The organism is Neisseria sp. SLRRB23 (assembly GCF_050896295.1).
In the GTDB taxonomy this organism is placed as follows: Bacteria; Pseudomonadota; Gammaproteobacteria; order Burkholderiales; family Neisseriaceae; genus Neisseria.
Genome location: NZ_JBPBFH010000016.1, coordinates 13,929 through 30,859, shown reverse-complemented (window position 1 = coordinate 30,859; position 16,931 = coordinate 13,929). Strand labels below are relative to the sequence as shown.

Annotated in this window: 21 protein-coding genes; 3 read left to right on the top strand and 18 right to left on the bottom strand. The window is 53.4% G+C overall.

The window, feature by feature from the left end:
* Positions 1 to 346: 346 nt before the first annotated feature.
* A complete protein-coding gene (locus ACRPFF_RS05825; RefSeq protein WP_432674073.1) occupies positions 347 to 1,072 on the bottom strand; it encodes a 16S rRNA (uracil(1498)-N(3))-methyltransferase in 726 nt (241 codons plus the stop codon).
* A gap of 208 nt (positions 1,073 to 1,280) precedes the next feature.
* On the opposite strand from ACRPFF_RS05825, the gene ACRPFF_RS05820 reads away from it, so the two are divergent.
* On the top strand, positions 1,281 to 2,075 hold the full coding sequence (locus ACRPFF_RS05820; RefSeq protein ID WP_432674072.1) for an inositol monophosphatase family protein: 795 nt from the start codon (positions 1,281 to 1,283) through the stop codon (positions 2,073 to 2,075).
* Here ACRPFF_RS05820 and ACRPFF_RS05815 read toward each other — a convergent pair.
* From ACRPFF_RS05815 to ACRPFF_RS05745, 15 genes are all read right to left on the bottom strand, one after another.
* Positions 2,069 to 2,290, bottom strand: coding sequence for a hypothetical protein (locus ACRPFF_RS05815; RefSeq protein WP_228378041.1), 222 nt, complete (start codon positions 2,288 to 2,290; stop codon positions 2,069 to 2,071). The genes ACRPFF_RS05820 and ACRPFF_RS05815 overlap by 7 nt on opposite strands.
* A 2-nt stretch (positions 2,291 to 2,292) precedes the next feature.
* Positions 2,293 to 2,778, bottom strand: coding sequence for a YchJ family protein (locus ACRPFF_RS05810; protein WP_432674071.1), 486 nt, complete (start codon positions 2,776 to 2,778; stop codon positions 2,293 to 2,295).
* A gap of 64 nt (positions 2,779 to 2,842) precedes the next feature.
* Positions 2,843 to 3,589 carry a 3-oxoacyl-ACP reductase FabG gene (gene fabG / locus ACRPFF_RS05805; protein ID WP_432674070.1) on the bottom strand — a complete coding sequence of 249 codons (747 nt, stop codon included), beginning with the start codon at positions 3,587 to 3,589 and terminating at the stop codon, positions 2,843 to 2,845.
* Positions 3,590 to 3,650: 61 nt separating this feature from the next.
* Positions 3,651 to 5,216, bottom strand: a complete 1,566-nt coding sequence (guaA, locus tag ACRPFF_RS05800; protein WP_432674069.1) for a glutamine-hydrolyzing GMP synthase — start codon at positions 5,214 to 5,216, stop codon at positions 3,651 to 3,653.
* A 99-nt stretch (positions 5,217 to 5,315) separates the two neighbouring features.
* The gene (gene msbA, locus ACRPFF_RS05795) at positions 5,316 to 7,181 is read right to left on the bottom strand and encodes a lipid A export permease/ATP-binding protein MsbA (RefSeq protein ID WP_432674068.1); all 1,866 of its coding nucleotides are present in this window, start codon (positions 7,179 to 7,181) and stop codon (positions 5,316 to 5,318) included.
* A gap of 138 nt (positions 7,182 to 7,319) precedes the next feature.
* Positions 7,320 to 8,246, bottom strand: a complete 927-nt coding sequence (gene fabD, locus ACRPFF_RS05790; protein WP_411712793.1) for an ACP S-malonyltransferase — start codon at positions 8,244 to 8,246, stop codon at positions 7,320 to 7,322.
* A gap of 25 nt (positions 8,247 to 8,271) precedes the next feature.
* Positions 8,272 to 8,643 (bottom strand): DUF1294 domain-containing protein, encoded by a 372-nt coding sequence (locus tag ACRPFF_RS05785; RefSeq protein WP_411712792.1) that lies wholly within the window; start codon positions 8,641 to 8,643, stop codon positions 8,272 to 8,274.
* Positions 8,644 to 8,688: 45 nt separating this feature from the next.
* Positions 8,689 to 9,651: a beta-ketoacyl-ACP synthase III gene (locus ACRPFF_RS05780; protein WP_411712791.1), complete on the bottom strand. Its 963-nt coding sequence runs from the start codon at positions 9,649 to 9,651 to the stop codon at positions 8,689 to 8,691.
* A 26-nt stretch (positions 9,652 to 9,677) separates the two neighbouring features.
* Entirely contained in the window at positions 9,678 to 9,881 is a 204-nt protein-coding gene (locus ACRPFF_RS05775; RefSeq protein WP_411712790.1) for a hypothetical protein, read from the bottom strand.
* Positions 9,882 to 9,900: 19 nt separating this feature from the next.
* Entirely contained in the window at positions 9,901 to 10,317 is a 417-nt protein-coding gene (locus ACRPFF_RS05770) for a DUF6911 family protein (RefSeq protein WP_118825375.1), read from the bottom strand.
* Positions 10,318 to 10,343: 26 nt separating this feature from the next.
* Positions 10,344 to 10,595 (bottom strand): MafI family immunity protein, encoded by a 252-nt coding sequence (locus tag ACRPFF_RS05765; protein WP_411712789.1) that lies wholly within the window; start codon positions 10,593 to 10,595, stop codon positions 10,344 to 10,346.
* A 137-nt stretch (positions 10,596 to 10,732) separates the two neighbouring features.
* Positions 10,733 to 11,788 (bottom strand): phosphate acyltransferase PlsX, encoded by a 1,056-nt coding sequence (gene plsX, locus ACRPFF_RS05760; protein ID WP_411712788.1) that lies wholly within the window; start codon positions 11,786 to 11,788, stop codon positions 10,733 to 10,735.
* A 90-nt stretch (positions 11,789 to 11,878) separates the two neighbouring features.
* A complete protein-coding gene (locus tag ACRPFF_RS05755) occupies positions 11,879 to 12,403 on the bottom strand; it encodes a phosphoribosyltransferase (RefSeq protein WP_411712787.1) in 525 nt (174 codons plus the stop codon).
* A 173-nt stretch (positions 12,404 to 12,576) separates the two neighbouring features.
* On the bottom strand, positions 12,577 to 12,756 hold the full coding sequence (gene rpmF, locus ACRPFF_RS05750) for a 50S ribosomal protein L32 (protein WP_002214744.1): 180 nt from the start codon (positions 12,754 to 12,756) through the stop codon (positions 12,577 to 12,579).
* A gap of 33 nt (positions 12,757 to 12,789) precedes the next feature.
* The gene (locus ACRPFF_RS05745) at positions 12,790 to 13,293 is read right to left on the bottom strand and encodes a YceD family protein (RefSeq protein WP_432674067.1); all 504 of its coding nucleotides are present in this window, start codon (positions 13,291 to 13,293) and stop codon (positions 12,790 to 12,792) included.
* Between the two features lie 147 nt (positions 13,294 to 13,440).
* On the opposite strand from ACRPFF_RS05745, the gene ACRPFF_RS05740 reads away from it, so the two are divergent.
* Both ACRPFF_RS05740 and ACRPFF_RS05735 read left to right on the top strand, forming a co-directional pair.
* Positions 13,441 to 14,031, top strand: coding sequence for a Maf family protein (locus tag ACRPFF_RS05740; protein WP_432674085.1), 591 nt, complete (start codon positions 13,441 to 13,443; stop codon positions 14,029 to 14,031).
* Between the two features lie 61 nt (positions 14,032 to 14,092).
* Positions 14,093 to 14,803 (top strand): SAM-dependent methyltransferase, encoded by a 711-nt coding sequence (locus tag ACRPFF_RS05735; protein WP_411712803.1) that lies wholly within the window; start codon positions 14,093 to 14,095, stop codon positions 14,801 to 14,803.
* 80 nt (positions 14,804 to 14,883) lie between these two features.
* Here ACRPFF_RS05735 and yidC read toward each other — a convergent pair whose 3' ends face one another.
* Positions 14,884 to 16,521 carry a membrane protein insertase YidC gene (gene yidC, locus ACRPFF_RS05730; protein WP_432674066.1) on the bottom strand — a complete coding sequence of 546 codons (1,638 nt, stop codon included), beginning with the start codon at positions 16,519 to 16,521 and terminating at the stop codon, positions 14,884 to 14,886.
* Positions 16,522 to 16,687: 166 nt separating this feature from the next.
* Positions 16,688 to 16,909: a membrane protein insertion efficiency factor YidD gene (gene yidD, locus ACRPFF_RS05725; protein WP_411712783.1), complete on the bottom strand. Its 222-nt coding sequence runs from the start codon at positions 16,907 to 16,909 to the stop codon at positions 16,688 to 16,690.
* Positions 16,910 to 16,931: the final 22 nt, after the last annotated feature.

Here is a 16,931-nt window from a genome sequence, read left to right as displayed (position 1 = left end):
AATGACGGGGGGATTTCTGTTTTTCCGACAAATTCCTAAAACTTAAAATTTCATCATTTCTGCGAAGACAGAAAACCAAAAACAGAAACCTGAAATCTCGTCATTCCCGCGCAGGCTGGAATCCAGTCCGTTGAGTTTCAGTCATTTCCGATAAATCACCGCAACGTTAAATTTCTAGATTCCCGCTTTCGCGGGAATGACGGCGGGGGGATTTCTGTTTTTCCGAAACGTTAAATTTCTAGATTCCCGCTTTCGCGGGAATGACGACACGGGAAATCTTATTTGAACCTACTATCTTAATCAGCTGCAAAATGCCGTCTGAACGGGTTTCAGACGGTATTTCTGTTTATGCGAAATCGCCCCAAAGCGTCTGCATGGCGGCGAGGGCGGCGAGGGCGGCGGTTTCGGTGCGCAGGATGCGTTTGCCCAATGTTACGGCTTGGAAGCCGACATCAAATGCCTGTTGTTCTTCCTGTTCTGTCCAGCCGCCTTCGGGCCCGACCATAAAGACGATTGCGCCGGACGGGTGGCGGATGTCGCCGAGTTTGCGGGCGCGGTTGATGCTCATAATCAGCCTGGTGCTTTCAGACGGCATTTTGTCGAGTGCTTCACGGTAGCCGATGATGGGCAGTACGGGGGGAACGGTGTTTCTGCCGCTCTGTTCGCACGCGGAGATGACGATTTCCTGCCAGCGTGCGAGGCGTTTGGCGGCGCGTTCTCCGTCGAGGCGGACGATGCAGCGTTCGCTGATGACGGGCTGTATGGCGGTTACGCCCAATTCGACGCTTTTTTGCAGGGTGAAATCCATGCGATCGCCGGAGGAGATGGATTGTATCAGTGTGATGTTGAGCGGGGATTCTGTATCGGCCGTTTCTTCGTGCAGGATTTCGGCTTCGGCGCGGCGTTTTTCCAAAACGGACAGCCGTGCGGCATGTGCCTTGCCTTTGCCGTCGAAGAGGGTGATGTTTTCGTTGGGGCGGACGCGCAGGACGTTGAGGTGGCGGACGATGTTGCCGGGCAGGGCGACGGTTTGTCCGACGGAAAGGTTTTCGGGCAGGTGGAATCGGGGCATAGTTTTTGGCGGTTCGGACGGTTATAATCTGTCGCAGCGGCGTGATGGAAACGGACATTATAGTGGATTAAATTTAAACCAGTACAGCGTTGCCTCGCCTTGCCGTACTATTTGTACTGTCTGCGGCTTCGTCGCCTTGTCCTGATTTAAATTTAATCCACTATATACGTTCGCGCGCCGCAAGTTCAAAATATGAGGACAGTAGGAAGTGTTACACCGTTTGCAGAAAGTCGTGCGCCATATCGCGCAAACCGAAATTATGCCGCGTTTTTTGAATACGCCGTCTTGCCGCAAGGAAGATGGTTCGATGTTGAGCGAGGCGGACATTGCCGCGCAGACGGCTTTTGCCGCCGCGTTGCCGCTTTTAATCGACAGTCCGATGTTGGGCGAGGAAATGTCGCGGCAGGAGCAGTCGGCTTTGTGGGAACAATATTCGGGGGAAAAGGGGCTGTGGGTTGTCGATCCGATAGATGGGACGAACAATTTTGTCAACGGGCTGCCGCATTTTGCGGTATCGGTGGCGTTTGTCCGCAACGGGCGCGCCGAATTGGGCGTAATCTACAATCCGGTCAGCGGCGAATGTTTTTATGCCGAACGGGGGCAGGGGGCGTTTTTAAACGGGACGCGCCTGCCTTTGCGTCTCGTGGATAAAAAACTCAATGAGGCGATTGCGGGCGTGGAAATCAAATATCTGCGTTCGGGCAAACTTTCCAGCCGCATGAGTACGCTCGCGCCTTTTGGAACGATACGGAGTATGGGCAGCAGCACGCTGGACTGGTGTTATCTGGCGTGCGGGCGTTATGATGTTTATGTTCACGGCGGGCAGAAGCTGTGGGATTATGCCGCCGGCGCGCTGATTTTTGAGGAGGCGGGCGGCAGGCTGACGNCATTGGAAGGCGATGAATTCTGGAGCGGACAGCATGTGTTCAAACGTTCGGTTATTGCTGCACTCGAACCTAATTTGTTTGAACGCTGGGTCAGGTGGATAAGGGAAAATCAGTAGGTTCCAGATATATTCGTTAATATATTTTCAAAATTAATGTTTTTTAACATTAATAAAGGTACAATGCTTTTGCTGGTTAACACTGTCGTTTCTCCCTTTTCGGCAGTGCAGCAAGTAAGACGTTTTCCCGCAATGTATTGACCATTCATACTTACCCTTGGTATGAATGGTTTTTTTTGCGCGTTGAAAATGCCATCTGAACGTTCAGACGGCATTTTTATGCGACAGGTTGCAGATATTTGCCGCAGCAGGCTTTGAATTTTTTGCCCGATCCGCAAATGCAGGGCTGTTTCATGGTAGGCAGCGGAACAGTCGGATCGATGAAATACCATTGTCCGCCGATGTTGACGAAGCCGGACAGTTCGTGATGTGCGGATCGGTGTTGTCCGTCTCGGAAGTAGGCTTCAAATTCGACTTGGGCGTGCTGTTTGCCGAAGTTGCGGTGTGCGATGACATTCAAGCCCAGCCATTCGGTTTCGCTGCTCCACTGCATCAGTTCGGCGGCATCGAGGAATGTTTGTTGCGCCGGAACGGTAGTAGCGATGATGTAGTCGATAAGGTGCAGCACATACGCGCTGTACCGCGAACGCATGAGGGCTTCGGCGGTGGGCGGCAGGATTTGGCGAAAGTGCAATGGGCGGCAGCAGCCGGCATAGCTTGTGCCTGAACCGCAGGGGCAGGGCGGGGTGTGGTGTGTGTTCATTTTGCCTGAGAATGCAAATGCCGTCTGAAAGGGCTTCAGACGGCATGGTTGAAAAAGTTGTCTGTTAAGGCATCAACATGCCGCCGTTGACGTGCAGCGTTTGACCGGTAATGTATTTTGCCTGATCGGAAGCGAGGAACAGAACCGCATCGGCGATGTCTTGCGCGTCGCCGAATCTGCCCAAGGCAGTTTGGGCGGTAAAGGTTTTGCGGGTTTCTTCCGGCAGGGCGCGGGTCATATCGGTGTCGATAAAGCCGGGAGCGACGCAGTTGACGGTAATGCCGCGGCTGCCGACTTCGCGCGCCATGGATTTGGAGAAACCGATTAAGCCTGCTTTTGCCGCGGCATAGTTGGTTTGACCGGCATTGCCCATCACGCCGACAACAGAGGTAATGTTGATGATGCGGCCGGAACGTTGTTTCATCATACCGCGCAAAACGGCTTTGGAGGCGCGGAACACGGATTTGAGGTTGACCTGCATGATGTCGTCCCACTCTTCTTCTTTCATACGCATCAAGAGGTTGTCGCGGGTGATGCCGGCGTTGTTGACCAGAATATCCAGCTTGCCGAACGCTTTTTCGATGTCGGCAATCAGGCTTTCGATGGTTTCAGGTTCGGCGGAATCCAATGCACGACCTTCGCCGCCCCATTGCGCCAACCGCTCGCTAATCGCCGCAGCCCCGCTTTCGCTAGTCGCCGTACCGATGACTTTGGCACCGGCTGCCGCCAGCGTATCGGCAATCGCCGCGCCGATACCGCGCGATGCGCCTGTTACCAATGCGACTTTGCCGCTTAAATCTTGTGTACTCATGTCTTTTCCTTTTTTCCGATAATCGAAGGACTGCGCCGTATTGAACAGCACAGTCGGCCGTTTATTCCCATTCAATCGTGGCAGGCGGTTTGCCGCTCACATCGTAAACCACGCGGTTGATGCCTTTGACTTCGTTGATGATGCGGTTGGACACGCGGCCGAGCAGTGAGTATGGCAGCTCTGCCCAGTGTGCAGTCATAAAGTCGCTGGTGATGACTGCGCGCAGTGCGACGACGTAGTCGTAAGTGCGTCCGTCGCCCATTACGCCGACGGATTTCACAGGCAGGAATACGGCAAAGGCTTGGCTGGTCAGGTCGTACCAAGACGTGCCGTTTTCGTCGGTGGTGTTGCGTAATTCTTGGATGAAAATGTCGTCTGCTTGACGGAGCAAGTCGGCGTATTCTTTTTTTACTTCGCCCAAGATACGTACGCCCAAGCCGGGGCCCGGGAACGGATGGCGGTACACCATTTCGCGCGGTAAGCCCAAGGCAACGCCCAGTTCGCGCACTTCGTCTTTGAACAAGTCGCGCAAAGGCTCAAGCAGCTTGAGCTTCATGTTTTCAGGCAGGCCGCCGACGTTGTGGTGCGATTTGATGGCGTGGGCTTTTTTGGTTTTCGCGCCTGCGGATTCGATTACGTCGGGGTAAATCGTGCCTTGCGCCAGCCATTTGGCGTTGGTAAGTTTTTTCTCTTCGGCATCAAATACTTCGATAAATTCCGCGCCGATGATTTTGCGTTTTTTCTCAGGGTCGGTCACGCCGGCGAGTTTCGCCATAAACTGCCCTTCGGCATCGACGTGTATCACTTTCACACCCAAGTTGCGGGCGAACATATCCATCACCATTTTGCCTTCGTTCAGGCGCAACAAACCGTGATCGACGAACACGCAGGTCAGTTGGTCGCCGATGGCGCGGTGAATCAGCGCGGCCGCTACGGAAGAGTCCACGCCGCCGGACAGACCCAAAATCACTTCGTCGCTGCCGACCTGTTCGCAGATTTTGGCAATGGCTTCTTCGATGTAGTTCGGCATCGTCCAGCTCGGTTGCGCGCCGCAGATGTCCAAGACAAAGCGGTTCAACAGGGCGCGGCCTTGTTTGGTGTGGGTAACTTCGGGGTGGAACTGGATGCCGTAGAATTGTTTTTCGGCGTTTTCCATCATGGCAATCGGGCAGGACGGAGTATCGCCGATGACGGCGAAACCGTCGGGCAGTTTGGACACTTTGTCGCCGTGGCTCATCCATACGTCGAGTGTGTTGGGCGCGTCGTCGTAAATATCGCGGGTCAGCTCGCTGTCTATGGTTTTAACTTGCGCGTAACCGAATTCACGTTGGTTACCCGAGGTAACTTCGCCGCCCAAGTGGTGCGCCATAAACTGCATTCCGTAGCAGATGCCCAAAACCGGAATGCCCAAATCAAAAATACCGGTATCGGCTTGATAATCGGATTCGTAAACGGAATTAGGGCCGCCGGAAAGGATGATGCCTTTCGGATTGAAGGCTTTGATTTCGTCCAAAGGCATATCGAAGGAATGCAGTTCGCAGTAAACGTGGGCTTCGCGCACGCGGCGGGCAATCAGCTGGGTAACTTGCGAACCGAAGTCGAGGATGAGGATTTTGTCTTGGGTCATAATGGGTTTTACAGTGATTGAAGATAATCGGATGGGTCGGCGGATATGATACCGTCTGAAGGGGTCGGAGCGATTGTACCATTTCAGACGGCATTTTGTTTATGCCGTCCGGACGGCGGCATCTTTGTTTGAGATATTGCGTAACATCGTGTAGTAGCCGTTTTGGGACATCAGTTGTTCGTGTGTGCCTTGTTCGATGATTTTGCCGTCGTCCATTACGATGATGCGGTCGGCCCCTTCGATGGTGGTCAGGCGGTGGGCGACGATGATGCCGGTGCGGTTTTCCATCAGGCGTTCGAGCGCTTGTTGGACGAGGCGTTCGGATTCGTTGTCCAATGCGCTGGTGGCTTCGTCCAATAATAATATCGGCGCGTCTTTCAAAATAGCGCGGGCAATGGCGACGCGTTGCCGCTGTCCGCCGGACAAGTTGCTGCCGTTCGATCCGATGGGCTGGTGCAGTCCGAGCGGGGATGCGTCGATCAGGCTTTGCAGGTTGGCGGCTTGGAGGGCGGACAGGACTTCGGATTCGCCCGCGTCGGGACGGCTGTATCGGACGTTTTCAAACAGGGTGTCGTCAAACAGGAATACGTCTTGGGAGACGAGGGCGAATTGGGCGCGCAGGCAGTCGAGTTTGATGTCGGCGATGTCGATACCGTCTATGCAGATGTTGCCGGCGGTGGGTTCGACAAAGCGGGGCAGCAGGTTGACGACGGTGGATTTGCCGCTGCCGGAACGTCCGACCAGGGCGACGCGTTCGCCTTGTCTGATGTCGAGATTGAAATTGTCGAGGGCTTTGATGCCGTCTGAACGGTATTCGACATCGACGTTGCGGAAGCTGATGCGCCCTTCGACACGCTGCGGCGCGAGTGTGCCTTTGTCCTGTTCGGGCGGGGTGTCGAGAAATGCACATACGCCGTCGGCGGCGAGGAACATCGTCTGCATAGGGATGCTGATGTTGGCAAGGCTTTTGATGGGTGCGTACATTTGCAGCATCGCGACGATGAATGCCATAAATTCGCCGATGGTGGTGTAGCCGTTTTGGCTTTGCCACAGGGCGATGAAGATGACGACGGCGAGGGCGATCGAGGCAATCAGTTCGCTGAACGGGGAATGTGCCGCCGTTGCCTGCGTGATTTTTTTGCTGAGGCGGACGATGGTGCGGTTGACCGCGTCGAACCGGTTTGCCGCCTGCGCCTGCCCGTTGAACAGCTTGACGACGCGGTGTCCCTGATGGGTTTCAGCAATCACGTTGTTCATCGTGCCTATGCTTTTTTGCGAGTCGGAAATGACGTGCTTCAGACGGTCGCGGTAGTAGCGCGAGAGCAGGGAGAGCAGGGGGAACATCAGGACGACGATGAGGCTGAGCTGCCAGTTGAGGTAAAGCAGGACGATGGTCAGGCCGGTAACAATCATCGTGTCGCGCGTGAGGACGGTAAAGATGTCGCTGGCGTTACTGACCGACTGTTCGGTCAGGTTGAGCATATTCATCAGTACGGTGCCGGACGGCGTTTCCTGATGGTAGCGGGAGGAAAGGGTCAGCATTTTGGCAAACATATCTTTGCGGATTTTGCTGATGGTCATCACGGAGACCCAAGTCATCAGATAGGTGCTGGTAAAGCGGCAGATGCCACGGATGACGACGAGGATGATGAGAAAGAGCGGGACGGTCCAGATTTTGTTTTCCGTCCCCCAAACCATATAGGTAAACTGTTCGCGCCAGTTTTGCAGGGTGGAAATGATGCCGGCGGCGGCAGACAGCTCGGGCGGCGCGGCGGGTGCGGAAAAGCCGTGGTTAATCAGAGGGGCGATGAAGGCGGCAAGGTAGCTTTCGGTGGCGGCAACGCCGAAAATGGCAATCAGGGCGGCAACGATGCGGATTTTGTAGGGGCGGACGTACGCCATCAGGCGCATAAAGCTGCGCGCGTCTTCTTTTTTAAACAGTCCGAAAGTCAGTTTTTCTATCATATCGGTAGGGCGGGAACTGCAATGGCAGCCGCTGTCGGTGGTTTGGTAGGGATGGATTATAGCGCAAATATGCGGCTGTTTGCCGTTCGGACGTGAAAAGCAGCCTGAGGCATGCAGGCTGCTTTTTGCGGAACGAAGTCAGTGTGCTTCTATAAAGGCGGCAATCTGTCCGGCATCGGTCAGTGCGCTGCACGCGGCGGCCTTGTTGATGCGTTTTGCCAAGCCTGCCAACACTTTGCCTGGGCCGCATTCGGCGGATTCGGTGATGCCGTCTGAAACAAGGGCGTTGACGGTTTCCGTCCAGCGTACGGGGCTGTAAAGCTGGCGGACGAGCGCGTCTTTGATTTTGTCGGCATCATCGTAGGCGGCAACGTCGGCATTGTGGATGACGCGGATTTGCGGCTGCTTGATTACAACCGATTTCAGGGCCTCGGCAAGTTTGTCGGCGGCGGGTTTCATCAGGCTGCAATGGGAAGGTACGGACACGGGCAGCGGCAGGGCGCGTTTGGCACCGGCTTCTTTGGCAACGGTCATGGCGCGCTCGACGGCAGCGGCATTGCCTGCAATCACGACTTGTCCGGGCGAGTTGAAGTTGACGGCTTCGACCACTTCATCCTGTGCGGATTCGGCGCAAATCTGCCTGACCTGTTCATCTTCCAAACCCAAAATTGCCGCCATTGCGCCTACGCCTTGCGGTACGGCGGATTGCATCAATTCGGCGCGCAGGCGCACGAGTTTGACGGCGTCGGCGAAATCCAATGCGCCGGCGGCGACAAGCGCGGTATATTCGCCGAGGCTGTGTCCGGCAACGGCGGCAGGCGTTTTGCCGCCCGCTTCCAAATAGGCGCGGTAAACGGCAACGCCGGCGGCGAGCATGATGGGTTGGGTATTGACGGTTTGTCCGATGATTTCGGCATCGCTGCCGTTTATCATCGCCCACAAGTCTTGACCCAATATGGCGGATGCTTCGTCAAATGTGTTTTTGACGACGGCATGCCCTGTAAAGCCGTTCATCATGCCGAGGCTTTGAGAACCTTGTCCGGGGAAGAAGAATGCGAAAGACATGGTATTCCTTTGTTTGGTTGGATAATCAGGTATTCTGCCCGAGTTTTACGAAAAATTCAGGCGGGACAAAATAATAAATCAGGATGAGGGTCGCCAGGACATTACCTGAAACAGTCAGACGGAACAGCACAACAAAACGCTTTTTCGCCGTTTTATGTCTGAATGTCATGCTGCCGAAATACGCGCCCGTCCAACCGCCGAGCAATGCAGGCAGGAGCAGGCAGTATTCGGGAATGCGGTACTTTCCCTGTACGGCACGCCGTTTGTCTATGCCGTAAAGTGCAAATGTGTAGAGGGATAATATTGCGTAACACGCACCTAATATGGGGAAAAACATCGAGACGGCAGGTAAAAATGCCGCACACGCAATCGGTTTGAGGAGGGTTGGCCGTTTCATGGTAAGGGAAATGCCGTCTGAAAACTTGTTTCAGACGGCATCAGGTTAATATTCCATCAATACCGCGCCCCACGCGAAACCGCCGCCTATGCCTTCGAGCAGCAGGTTTTGACCGCGTTTGATTTGTCCGCTGCTGATGCCCGCGTCCAAAGCCAGCGGAATCGAGGCGGCGGAAGTATTGCCGTGGTCTTGGACGGTTAAGATCACTTTGTCCATGCTCAGCCCCAAATGTTTCGCAGTGGATTCGATGATGCGGCGGTTTGCCTGATGGGGAACAATCCAGTCGATTTGTTCGGCGGTATAACCGGCTTCGCTGATGACTTCGTCGGCGATTTTTGCCAGCATTTTGACGGCAAACTTGAACACGCCGGGGCCGTCCATTTTGACGTAGGGAGAGCCGCAGATTTTTCCTTCGGCGATTTTCCCGGGGGCGTTGAGTAGGTTCAGATAATTGCCGTCGGCTTTGAGTTTGGCGTGGATGATGCCCGGTTTGTCCGCCGCGCTTAAAACCACCGCTCCCGCACCGTCGCCGAACAATACGCAGGTTGTGCGGTCATTCCAGTCTACAATGCGGCTGAAGGTTTCCGCGCCGATGACCAGTGCGTTTTTCGCCATACCGCTTTTAATGTAGGCGTTTGCCGTAGTCAGCGCGTACATAAAGCCCGCACACACCGCCTGTACGTCAAACGCGGGACAGCCGTTGGTGATGCCCAATTTTTGCTGCACGATGGTTGCAGTAGATGGAAACTGCATATCCGGCGTTGCCGTTGCCACAATAATCAAATCGATTTCGCCGCCGTCCAATCCGGCAGCATCCAGGGCGCGACGGGCCGCTTCGGCTGCAAGGTCGCTGGTTTTTTCGTTTTCGGCTGCAATATGGCGGAATTTGATGCCCGTGCGCGCGGTAATCCACTCGTCAGAGGTATCTACCTTTTGGGCAAGGTCGTCATTGCTGACGCGGTTGGCAGGAAGATAGCTGCCCGTGCCGGAAATTTTTGCATACTGCATGGGAACGGCCTTTTTGGAGAGTTGGTTCAGATTCGGCTATTGTAAGCGAAAAACCAATGATTGCCCAATACGGGCAGGGTGCAAATGACGGAAACAGGGGTGGGGGTATGGTTTGGGATACAGATGGTTTTCAGATGCAGATTGCCGTGGACAGGCAGGGCGGGGTTGCCGATACGCTGTTTTAAGCGAAGGAAATGCCGTCTGAAAACCAAACCTGCTTCAGACGGCATTTTGATTGTTGGGTTTCCATCAAATTATTGGTGCCGGTGTTTGTTTTTGTATCATAAATTCAGAAATGATATTTTGAATTGTAGAAATATTTTTAGAGATATGCTCAATAGGGTAGAAGTCTCCCCAAATTTCCATTGTATTTCCACTATAATTTTCTGTTTTAAGGTTTTTGACTTCAATATCCCCGTCTTCTAAAATTGTTTGAATCATTGGCAAATAACATCCTTCTTCAAAATAGATAGTTAATTCGGTATTGCCAAATTTGGGTTCAGGAATAATTCTGAAAACAAGGACGCCGGCTTTTTTCTCAAAATTTGATACGGAAAAAAAGTAATTGATTTCCCTAATGTCAGGATTTTCCAAAACGGGGATTTGGATTCGCTCCCCGTTGTCTGCCATAAAAAATCCGCCAAAAATGACCGTCGATGTTTTCATGTTTATCAACCCATTGGCTTTATTGGTTAATCGGACGTGCTTTCTATCTCAAATTCCTTGTTGATAAAAGAAATTTCCCGGGATTCTTGTTCCGTCAGCCGGACATCGAAATCTTCGATATAAGTACACAGGATTTCAAAAGCCAAAAAACGTTCCGAATAATGAATATAATCCAATGCGGATTCAATCAGATGGACATCAAGCCTGCCTTCAAGGGATTTTCCGAACTTCATAATCCGTTTGTCTAGAGCTTTCATCCGTTTTTCTAATGTCTTCATTTCTCAAATACTTTTTATTTTACAGGGAAGTATCTGGGAAGTGCCGGACAGGCGCATCGCCGTCCGCACCCGCAGGTTTGGTGCGGACAGATGCCGTCTGAAACGGTTGGTTTTCAGACGGCATAGGGTATGTTTCTTTACAAGTCGGCAGCGATTTCGTTTTGGGCGGCTTTGGCAGCTTCGAGTGCGGCGAGCTGTTCGGCTACGCCTTGTTCGATTTTAGAAAGGCTGGCAGACTTGGCTTCATGGTAGGCTTCTTCGAGGGCATAGCGGAAACCGGTTTCGTCTGTGCCGCCGTGGCTTTTAATCACGATGCCGCGCAGCCCGAGCAGGATGGCCCCGTTGAATTTGCGCGGGTCGAGTTTGTTTTTCAACCCTTTGAGGGCGGGTAGGGCGGCAACGGCGGCAAGTTTGTTGAACAGGTTGCTTTGGAATTCGCGACGGATGGCTCCGCTCATGAATTTGACCGCGCCTTCGATGGTTTTGAGCATGACGTTGCCGACAAAGCCGTCGGCGACGACGACATCTGCTTCGCCGTACAGGATGCTGTTGCTTTCGATGTTGCCGATAAAGTTGAGTTTGCTGTTTTGCAGCAGTTTGTAGGTTTGTTTGACGGTGTCCGTACCTTTGATGTCTTCCGTGCCGACGTTGACCAGCCCGACGCGCGGCTGTCCTTTTTGAGGATGGAGTGCGTGGACGAGTTCGCTGCCGATAACGGCAAATTGGGTGAGCTGTTCGGGGGTGCAGTCGACGTTCGCGCCAAGGTCGAGTGCAAGGGTAACATGGTCGGTGTCGGACGGGAGGAATTTGGCGATGGCGGGGCGTTCGATGCCGGGTATGGTCTTAAGGACGAAACGTGCGGTTGCCATGAGTGCGCCCGTGTTGCCTGCGGATACGGCGGCTTGGGCTTTGCCTTCTTTAACCTGGTTGATGGCAACGCGCATGGAGGAGTCTTTTTTGTTCTTTAGGGCGGACTGAGGGGATTCATCCATGCCGACGACTTGGGTGGTATGGCAGATGTCGATGCGTTCCATCGGCGCGCCTGCTGCGTTCAGGGCTTGGCGGAGCTGTGCTTCGTCGCCGGTCATAATCAGGCGGACATCGGGATGTGCTTGGAGGAATGCGGTTGCGCCGGGTACGGTAACGGCAAGTCCTTGGTCGCCGCCCATGGCATCTACGGCCAATGTAATCATAGGGGTTTCTCCGGTAGGTTTTCGGTCTGCGGCAGGGATCGGATGGGTTTTCAGACGGCATCGGTTCGGAAAATATGCCGTCTGAAGGGGTCAGCCTCGGCTTTCGGCAAGACGGTTGTGTTCGTCGATATCGAGTGCATCCCATGGATAGTTAATCCACCAGTCGTCTACGGTGATGCCGCTGAAATAGGGAATGCCTTCGGGGATTTTGCCTGCTTTGGCTTTGATTTTTTCGTGCAGTACGGCGACGCCGATGGTGTCGAAGTCTTCCTTAAGCAGTTCTTTCAGGCAGAACTCCATGGTTACGCGGCTGTCGTCCACTTCATCGACGACGAGCACGTTTTTGCCCCGCAGGGCTTCGGGAACGGGGTCTAGCCATTGGACTTTTTTGACTTCTTCGGTAACTTGTCCTTCGTTGTCGCTGTCGTAATAGGCGGTGGTTACGGCATAAATCGGAATTTCCAGAAAACAGCGCAGCATACGTGCCGGAATAAAGCCGCCGCCGCCGATGGCGATCATGGCATCGTATTTGACGCCGGCGTTCCGGATTTTTTCTGCCAATGCTTTGATGACGCGGTGGATGTCATCGTAGGTGTACCAGATTTTCTGTTTCATCGGAATTTCCTTGGTGCTTTCGGGTATGTTTTCAAAATACGGGATATTATACGGAACGCTTTGTCCCTGTATATTGACCTATGGCGAAAGTTTGTACGGATGTTGCATCCAATACAAAAAAAGCCAGTAATTGCATGGCAATGTTCTGGCTTTTTCAGTCAGTCGAATAGGGATTATTCGCCTTTGGCTTTGACCACTTTGCGGCCGCGGTACATACCGTTTGGAGAAATGTGGTGCGGGCGGTGCACTTCGCCGGTTGTGCTGTCGACAGACAGTGCGGGCGCGGTCAGTGCGTCGTGAGAACGGTGCATACCGCGTTTGGAAGGGGATTTTTTGTTTTGTTGAACGGCCATTTCAAGCTCCTAGATAAATAAACTGTGTCCTAATTAACTGCTTTTCAAACCTGCCAAAACAGCAAAGGGGTTTGGTTTGTCCCGATTGACTTCTTCCAGTGTCCCATTGTCGCCGCAGTCTTCGTGTCGAGGGGAGAAGGGGAGCGACATCAGGATTTGGTCTTCGACCAAGGTTTGTACGTCAAGCTCTTTTTCAAGCAGCATGCCTTCCAATTCTTCATCGGCAAGCATGGCTTCGTCCAAATCCCCTTCATCGGCAAACAGGACGATACGGCTGGTTTCGTCGAGCAGAAACGGTACGGGCGTAATGCAACGCTGGCAAACCAGGGGCATATCGGCTTTGACGTTCAAGTCGAGAAACAGGCGTTGCAACCGGTCGCGGCCGCCTTGCAGCGTAAACGACACGCGTGTCTGTTTGTCGGCCGGATAATCGTGCGAACTGACGCGTTCATCCAATTCTTCCAGCAGAAAACTGCCTTGCAGGTTCTGCCGTTCGGCGGCAAAAATTTCCGGGTCAATCAAATTAGGGTCTGACATAAACGGGGTATGATATAATTTAGATGTTCTAACGTCAATATTTTTAAGAAAAATGTTATGACGCACCGGAGACGGGTATCTGTGTTTCGGCGCATGGCTGGATTTTACCGCCCTTTCGGGCGTGTTTTCAACGGTAAGGAGGATGGGATGGGTTTGGCATTGCCTTTGATTTTGGGTACGAGTTCGGTTTTCCGCCGCGAACAGATGGAGCGGCTCGGTATTGATTTTCAGGCGGTATCGCCTGATTTCGACGAAACGCCGATGCTGGGGGAGTCTGCCCCTCAAACGGCATTGCGCCTTGCCGAGGGTAAGGCGAGGTCCTTGGCCGGACGTTTCCCCGAGGCGTTGATTGTCGGTGCGGACCAGGTAGCGTGGTGCGACGGCAGGCAGTGGGGTAAGCCGATGAACCTTGCCAACGCGCAAAAGATGTTGATGCATTTGAGCGGCAGGGAGATTGAGTTTTACAGTGCGGTCGTTCTGCTAAATACGGTTACGGGCACGATGTGGCAGCATATCGATAAGACTGTGGTCGTGATGAGGAAGTTGGACGAGTTGCATATACTCCGCTATTTGGAGCGCGAGCCTGATGCGGTTTATTGCTCGTGTGCGTTGAAGAGTGAGGATTTGGGTGCATTGTTGATCGAACGGATTGAGAGTACCGATCCGAATGCTTTAATCGGTTTGCCGGTTTTCCGTCTGGTCGATTTCTTGAAAAATGAGGGACTGGATGTTTTGTAACTGCCCGTTTATGCCGTCTGAAGGGTTCAGACGGCATTTTTAACTGACGAGTGAGGGAATGATGTCTCCTGTTTTGTATTTGATTCCTACGCCTTTGGGTACACCTGACACGCCGTGCCTGTTGCCGCATGAACAACAGGCGGTTGTCGGGCTGACGGATTTTGTCGTGGAAGCGGAAAAAACGGCGCGTGCGCATTTGAAACATTTGGGCGTGACTACGCCTATCCGCGAGCTGAATCTGCAAACGTTGAATGAACACACGGATTTGAAGACTTTGCCGGAATTGCTGAAACCTTTGCAAGAAGGGCGCAGTATGGGCATTGTCAGCGAGGCGGGTTGCCCGGCCATTGCCGATCCGGGCGCGAATTTGGTGGCGTTGGCGCATAAGCACGGTTTTGAAGTACGGCCTTTGGTCGGCCCGTCCAGCTTGTTGCTGGCACTGATGTCTTCGGGTGCGAATGGGCAGAACTTTGCGTTTAAGGGTTATCTGCCGTCTGAAAAAAATGAGCGGATTCAGAGTTTGAAGGCTTTGGAGCAACGTTCGCGCCAGCAGAATGAAACGCAGCTGTTTATCGAAACGCCGTATCGCAATGATGCCTTGTTGGCTGATGCGGTGGAAAACCTGTATCCTGAAACGCGCTTGTGCGTAGCTACGGACTTGACCTTGCCGACACAGGAAATCATCAGCCAGACGGTTGCGCAGTGGCGAAAAAGAAAAGAAATGCCCAATCTGAAAAAACGCCCGACGATTTTTGTGATGTATGCGGGTTGAAGATTTCCGCCCCGATAGGGGGTGAACAATAAAAATGCCGTCTGAACAGGTTTCAGACGGCATTTTTCATGCTGTGGCATCTAGGAAACAACTTCGCCTTGGGCGCGTTGTTTTTCGATGCTGCGGTTGATGTGCCACTGCTGGGTGATGGTTACGAGGTTGTTGACCACCCAGTACATAACCAAACCGGCAGGGAAGAAGAAGAACATAACGGAGAAAACCAAAGGCATGATTTTCATCATTTTCGCCTGCATCGGGTCGGTCGGCGGCGGATTGAGGAAGGTTTGGGCAAACATGGTTACCGCCATAATGATGGGCAGGATGTAGTAGGGGTCGGCGCGGCTGAGGTCGGTAATCCAGCCCAGCCAAGGTGCCTGGCGCAATTCTACGGAGGCGAACAATGCCCAGTACAAGCCGATGAAGACGGGGATTTGCAACAACATAGGCAGACAGCCGCCCAGCGGGTTGATTTTTTCGTCTTTGTAAAGCTGCATCATCGCTTGTTGTTGCGCCATACGGTCGTCGCCGTATTTCTCTTTGATGGCTTGCAGTTTGGGTGCGGCGGCGCGCATTTTTGCCATCGAGCGGTAGGACGCGTTGGTCAGCGGGTAGAGGACGGCTTTGACGATGATGGTCAAAACGACGATTGCCCAGCCCCAGTTGCCGATGATGTTGTGCAGTTGGTTCAGGAGCCAGAAGAGTGGGGAAGCGAACCAGTGTACTTTGCCGTAGTCTTTTGCCAGTTGCAGGTTGTCGGCGATGTTTGCGATAACGGATGTGGTCTGCGGGCCGGCGTAGAGGTTGATGGAGGCTTCGGATTTCGCGCCGTTTTGGATAGCGGCTAAAGGCACGCTGACGCTGGTGCTGTACAGGTTGTCGTTGCGGCGTTTGATGTCGATACGGCAGTCGCCAGCGGCGCAAACGCTTTGTCCGCCTTTAGGCTGCAAAATCCAAGCGGACATAAAGTGGTGTTCAATCATGCCGAGCCAGCCGGTTTGGGTTTTGCGGGCGTATTCGGCTTCGTTTTTGCCGGATTTCGCATCGTCGTCCAAGTCGGAGAAGCTGACTTTTTGGAATTTGTCTTCAGGAGTGTACACGACGGGGCCGAGGTAGGAACGTGTGAAGTAGCCTTGGCCTTCCGGTTGGCTGTGGTCGCGTACGATGCGATAGTCCGCGCTCAGGTTGGCGGGTTTGCCGCTGGTGTTGGTGATGTCGAAACGGACGTTGACGAGGTAGCTGTCTTTGGTAAAGGTATAGACTTTGTCGATTTTCAGTCCGTTGGTTTCGGGCGCGCTCAGGCGGACTTCGACTTTGTCGCCGTTGAGGCTGTATTGTTTTTGGGCGGCGGTAAAGTTGACGCCTTTCAGGATGTTGTTGCCTTGTGCGTCCAAAAGCTCGGATTGGGCAACGTAGGTGTATTCTTTGCTGTCGTCAAATAGGGAGAAGGGTTTGTTTTCGTTGCCGTTTGCTTTGTATTTGAGCAGGGTCAGCCGACGCAGGTCGCCGCTTTTTTCATCAATGACGGCTTGAACCGTGTCGGTCGTTACGGTAATCGGCGTTGCGGGGGCGAGCGCGGCTTCGGCGGAAGCAGTTACGGCCTGTTGTTGTGCTGCCTGTTGGGGAGCGGGGACGGGCTTCGGAGTGGGGAACATCTTTTCCCATCCGATCATAATCACCAGTGCGATGGCGAAAAACGCCGTGAGTCTTTTAAAATCCATAAGAGTTTCCTGAATGGTCGGAAATGCCGCAGGTTGCGGATTCCGATAGACGGGGAATAACGGCAGGCTTTATACCCGGCGGTCGTGCCGCCTGCCCGAAGTTTCAGACGGCATTATATAGAAACCGATGGGAAATAAAAGAAAAGCGTGCAGTTTGAATATCGGGTCAGGGAACGGGGTCGTGTCCGTGTCCGCCGAGGGGGTGGCATCGGGCGATGCGTTTTGCCGCAAGCAGGCCGCCTTTGAATGCGCCATATTTTTTGACGGCTTCGACGGCATATTGCGAACAGGTCGGCGTATAGCGGCAGCGGGGCGGAATCAGCGGGCTGATGCAGTATTGGTAGAACTTTATCAGTCCCAGCAGCAGTTTGGATAACAGAAAGTTCATGGAGGATGCCTTATGTGTAAAC